Below are 5,725 nucleotides of genomic sequence, written 5' to 3' on the forward strand. Positions count from 1 at the left end.
CCGCATCCACCTATCTGGACATCGAAATGAGAATCACTCCGGACAAGAGCATGAGAACTTCCATCCCTGCAAGATCAACTGTGCCCCCGCGGGGTGCCCGAGGCACGATCGTGTCAGCGACCGGCTCCGGTAAAACGATCATGGCCGCCGCGAGCGCCCTGGAGTGCTTCCCGGACGGCCGGATCCTCGTCACCGTCCCCACCTTGGACCTGCTCGCGCAGACCGCCCAGGCGTGGCGGGCGGTGGGCCACCGGGCGCCGATGGTCGCGGTGTGCTCGCTGGAGAACGACGCGGTGCTGAACTCGCTGGGCGTGCGGACCACCACGAACCCGATCCAGCTGGCCCTGTGGGCCGGATCCGGGCCCGTGGTCGTGTTCGCCACGTACGCCTCCCTCGTGGACCGTGAGGACGTCAATGCACCCGAAGGCCAGCGGAAGGTTCGCGGGCCGCTGGAGGCCGCTCTGGCTGGCGGAGAGCGCCTGTACGGGCAGCAGATGGCCTCGTTCGACCTGACCATCGTGGACGAAGCGCACTCAACCACGGGCGAGCTCGGGCGTCCGTGGGCCGCGATCCACGACAACCAGCGCATCCCCTCCGACTTCCGGCTCTACCTCACCGCAACCCCGCGCATCCTCGCCGCGGCCCGCCCGCAGAAGGGCACCGGCGGCCAGGAGGCGGAGATCGCGAGCATGGCCGATGACCCGGACGGCCTGTTCGGGGCCTGGCTCCCCGGCGCAGAGCTGGGCCTCTCGGAGGCGATCGAACGGGAGATCCTCGCCGGATTCGAGATCGACGTCCTGGAGATCCGCGACCCCGCCCCCGTCCTCGGCGAGACCGAAGAGGCACGGCGCGGCCGGCGGCTGGCCCTGTTGCAGACCGCACTTCTGGAGCACGCGGCGGCGTACAACCTGCGTACGGTCATGACGTTCCACCAGAAGGTCGAAGAAGCCCGCGCGTTCGCGGACAAGCTCCCCGAGACAGCCGCCGACCTGTACGTCAACGACACGTCCGACGCCGACCTGGCCGCCGCCGACAAGCTCCCGAAATCGTCGATCGACGCGGACTTCTACGAGCTGGAAGCCGGGCGCCACGTACCCCCAGACCGCGTGTGGTCGGCGTGGCTGTGCGGCGACCACCTCGTCTCCGAGCGGCGCGAGGCCCTGCGCCAGTTCGCCAACGGTATCGACGCCGCCGGACGCCGGGTGCACCGCGCCTTCCTCGCCAGCGTTCGCGTTCTCGGCGAAGGCCTCGACATCACCGGCGAGCGCGGAGTCGACTCGATCTGCTTCGCCGACACCCGCGGCTCCCAGGTCGAGATCGTCCAGAACATCGGCCGCGCCCTCCGCCTCAACCGCGACGGCACCACAAAGATCGCTCGCATCATCGTGCCCGTCTTCCTGGAGCCGAACGAGGACCCCACCGACATGGTCGCCAGCGCCTCGTTCCGCCCCCTTGTAGCCGTACTCCAGGGTCTGCGTTCGCATGACGAACGTCTGGTCGAACAGCTGGCTTCCCGGGCGCTCACGAGCGGCAAGCGCAAGGTCCACGTCCAGCGTGACGAGAACGGGCGAGTCGTCGGGGCCGACGGCGAGAGCGACGGCGAGGACCAGGAGCACGACGACACCGACACCGCCGCCGAATCGGCGCTGCTGCACTTCTCCAGCCCGCGCGACGCGGCCACGATCGCCGCGTTCCTGCGTACCCGGGTGTACCGGCCGGAGTCGCTGGTGTGGCTGGAGGGCTACCAGGCCCTGATCCGGTGGCGGAGGGAGAACGGGATCACCGGCCTCTACGCCGTCCCATATGACGTCGAGGTCGAGGTCGGCGTCACCAAGGACTTCCCGCTTGGTCGATGGGTTCATCAGCAGCGGAAGGCGCTGCGGGCGGGTGAGCTGGAGGAGCGGCGCAAGACGCTGCTGGACGCGCCGGAGGCCGGGATGGTCTGGGAGCCCGGCGAGGAAGCCTGGGAGAACAAGCTCGCCGCGCTCCGCTCCTACCGGCAAGCCACCGGGCACCTCGCACCCCGTCAGGACGCCGTGTGGGGCGAGAGCGAAGCCGAGGGCCTGGTGCCGATCGGGCAGCACCTCGCCAACCTCCGCCGCAAGGACGGGCTCGGCAAAGACCCCAAGCGCGCGGCGGAGCGGGCGGAGCAGCTGGCGGCGATCGACGAGGACTGGAACTGCCCGTGGTCGCTGAACTGGCAGCGGCACTACCGGGTGCTCGCGGACCTCGTCGACGCTGATGGGGTGCTCCCGTACATCGCCCCCGGCGTGGTCATGGACGGCGACGACATCGGGGCCTGGAGGTGGAAGCAGCAGAACGCGGGCGTCCAGGCGCAGCTGATGCCCGAGCAGCGCGAGCGCCTGGCGAAGCTCGGCATCCCGATCGCTGAATTGCCTTCTCCGACCCCGGCAGCGGCCCGCACGACGAAGGGGCCGGGCAAGAGCCCGAGCAGGGCACAGGAGGCGTTCCAGCGGGGTCTGGCGGCCCTCACGCAGTGGGTCGAGCGGGAAGGCACGGACCGGCCGGTGCCCCGGGGAGCGGTCGTCGAGGTCACCGTCGACGGCGAAGCCGAACCGGTACCCGTACGGCTGGGCGTATGGGTATCGAACACCCGCGCCAGGCGAAACAAGCTCGACCAAGAGCAGCTGGAAGCCCTCGTCAAGCTCGGCATCAACTGGGTCTGAAGTGCAAGTACCCCGCAGTCGGCATCTTCGTTCAAGCGCGGGGAAATCTGAGCCCTGATGGCACCTGGGGTCGTGCTGCCCTTAGTTCCGCGACATACGTGCCCGGGGGAGACTCCATGTCGTAGGGCTCAAATCGTTCCAGGCCGCAGTCGACGTCGCCGCTGACGGTGGTGCCCGCGCGGTCTAGTCGAGGCGGTCAAGGCAGGGGATGTACTGCTCGATTCGAGGATCTTGGGCCCCACCAGTACCCGTCGGGGGGTGCTCGCGCGATGAACAGGGGGACAGGGCGAGTCGGTCGAGGAACGGGGCGGTGGAGAAGGTGCAGGAGATGCTGGGGCCTGAGGGGGTAATCGCGCTCATGGCCGCGATGGTCGTTGCCGGAGCACGAGAGTGGAGGCGGGTGCAGACGGCCCGTGAGAAGCGCCGCGTACGTGAGCAGGAACTGCTGGCCGAGATGGTGTCCGACGTTTCCGGCGGCAGCCGGGATGTCCGGGTCCGCCACGATGGAAACGCTGGCGCGTGGTCGCTGATGAGCAGCGGTCCGACAGCCGAGTGGAAAGTCCCGGCCGGACGCGAGGCGGCAGCGGGCAGCCGTACGGTTTCGGCGGGGCGGCGCCGGTGACCGTGCCGAACCACTCAGGAATGGTGCGCGGCCTCGACCAGGTCGAGGCCGACGGGCGGTTCGCTGGCGTGCAGGTGGTCGACGAAGCGGCGCTGGCCACTTTCTACGAGACGCACGTAGAGCAGCTGTTCAGGTTCTTGGCTCGTAGGGCCGGCCAAGACGATGGTGGGGAAATCCTCAGTCAGGTCTTCGAGGAGTTCTTTGCCTGGTGGCCGGACCATCCAGCGCACCCCAAGCCCGTGGCGACGCTGTACCGCATCGCTCGCTGCCGCCTCAACGACTACCTGCGACGCTTGGGGCGCGTTGAGACTCTGGAGGCTGATGACCTCACCACAGCTGCGGCCGCCGGAGATCACGATGAGCTCGCCGACGTCGTCCGCCGTGTCGACCTCGACATGGCACTGCGGGGGCTGAGCGAGCGTGAACGGCAGTCCTTGGAGCTACGGTACGTGGCCGACCTGCCCGTTAAGGACTGCGCTGAGGTCATGGAAGTCGGCATCGACAACATGAAGAAGATTCTCAAGACGGCGTTGAACAAGCTGCGACAGTCACCCTGCATGGAGGGCTACCAGATCATCACGACGGCGAAGGAGGCCCATCAGTGAACCCCACCCAGCGCCGGGACGATGAACGGCTCGAGGCCCCCTCCGTGAGCCCGGCTAAGAAGGCAGACGGCTTCGCTGCGGTTATGAAGCGGCTGAAGAGCCGCAACGAGCAGGAGCGTGCCCAGCTGCGAGCGCAGGCCGATGCCGCAATCCTCGGCCACGAGGCGTACGCGCTGGGCCAGGACAACCTTCAGCGTGGCAACTACATCTCCGCGAAGCGGTGGCTGCGCGTGGCTGCCGAGCACAGCGTTCCTGGCGCAGAGCAGGCCCTCGAAGAGATCGAAGCGGGGCTCGCGGACGGCCTGGCCCAGCCGATCGCTGTCGACGTTATGGCCGATGCGGCTCCATGCCCGATCGGCGCGCCGCAGGATGGCACCCACAAGTTCGAGAAGTGGACCCGGCTTCTGCAGAACTGGACGGAGGTCAAGCTGGCAATGAACGCTGCCCAGGCAGAAGCCCAGGAGATCATCGCGCAGGCTCGTCGCACAGCGGACGAGCTGGTCGATAGGGCGCGTGAGGAAGCTGACCGTGCGTGGGCGGATACGAGGGACAGTGTGGCCGCAGAACGTCGCGTGAGCGCGGAACTTCTGGACGAGGCCGAGCGGTTGCAGCAAGACGCCAGGTTGCTGGTGCAGGAGGCGCTCCGGGCGACTCAGCTGGTCATCGGTGAGCCGTCATTCGCGCAGGCACTCAAGAATGCTCGGGCGATCACTGTCGTGAACTGCCTGCCCGATGGCCTCCTGAGTGAGCAGCGGCAGTACCCCGCACTGCCGGTGAAGGCGGATGGGGCAGTGCGCACGGTAGTGACCTCCGTCGACAGGGACCTAGGCACGCCATCGAGGTTTGGATTGCCAACCTGCACCGATGCCAACGACGTCAGTACTTGGTGGGCTTGGCTGCGTCCCCTTGTCGAGGGTTACAGCCAGGTGAGGGATCACCTGCTGGAGCGCTCCGGCGTCGAGGCCTGCACCGCTGGGTGGCTGCGTCAACACCCTCTAGTAGCGACGCGTCCAAACCTCCTTTCACACTTGTCGCCGGCCGTCTTCCACAGTGGATTGAGGCGTCTTGCGTCTGAGGGAAGCTCATTCGGCGGCATTGATGTAGTGCTCACCTATGGAGTCATGCGGCTCGGGTCTGAACCTCGGGCGGTTGATGAGGCGGCATCGTCTGCAGGCTCCCAGCGCATCGCACGGTGGGTCACGGCCGGAGATGAGGTTGTTCTGGAAACCTCTAATGCCGAGCACCAGCGCTATGAGGCTTGCCTGAAGATCTTCTGGGTGACCGAAAGCCCTGAGTTGGTAGTGGATGAGACCGGTGCGGCGGACATCGTGAGCGTTGAAGGGGCCGCGCATGGCGCTCGCCGATAACACCCACATCACATGGTGCTGCACCAGGCAGCCAATGCCTGAGGAACAGACGCGAGTATGTAGTAGCCCGTTGGCAGGCGGCTCGGCCTGAGCCTCTGCACGCCCTGCGTAGGAAGGTTGAGTGGGTGTTCGATGCTCCAAACCCGCCCGGTGACGGTCGCTGCTGGGGGTGTCTTTCGTGTTGCCCCTCTCAGCAGGGAAACGACGTCGTCGCTGATCTGCCGCATCGCCGGCCGCTACGGGCTCGAAGCGACGGTGTTGCGGTCCTGCTGGCAGTGGCGCAGCCACCAGCCTCGGCACGCTGGCGGGGGCGCGCGGGCAGATGCCGAGGTGCTGTTGAACACGGCGGGGCGGCAGCTCCTGGCAGGCCTGTGCGGCGTGGAGGAGGGTGTGCTGGCGCGGGCGTTGCCGTCCTGGGGGCGGGAGGATGCCAGGCTGCCGGCC

At 67.6% G+C, this 5,725-nt stretch carries 3 protein-coding genes and 1 pseudogene; all 4 read left to right on the forward strand.

Annotated elements, in window-relative coordinates:
• Positions 1–65: 65 nt before the first annotated feature.
• A pseudogene (locus tag V9U70_RS02265) lies at positions 66–2,687 on the forward strand (helicase associated domain-containing protein); the annotation flags it as partial.
• Between the two features lie 310 nt (positions 2,688–2,997).
• Positions 2,998–3,309: a hypothetical protein gene (locus V9U70_RS02270; RefSeq protein WP_283901058.1), complete on the forward strand. Its 312-nt coding sequence runs from the start codon at positions 2,998–3,000 to the stop codon at positions 3,307–3,309.
• Entirely contained in the window at positions 3,306–3,914 is a 609-nt protein-coding gene (locus tag V9U70_RS02275) for an RNA polymerase sigma factor (protein WP_336672713.1), read from the forward strand. The genes V9U70_RS02270 and V9U70_RS02275 overlap by 4 nt, the downstream gene beginning before the upstream one ends.
• Positions 3,911–5,281, forward strand: a complete 1,371-nt coding sequence (locus V9U70_RS02280; RefSeq protein ID WP_336672714.1) for a hypothetical protein — start codon at positions 3,911–3,913, stop codon at positions 5,279–5,281. The genes V9U70_RS02275 and V9U70_RS02280 overlap by 4 nt, the downstream gene beginning before the upstream one ends.
• The last annotated feature ends 444 nt before the right edge of the window (positions 5,282–5,725 follow it).

The organism is Streptomyces pratensis (assembly GCF_037137275.1).
Lineage (GTDB): Bacteria > Actinomycetota > Actinomycetes > Streptomycetales > Streptomycetaceae > Streptomyces > Streptomyces pratensis_B.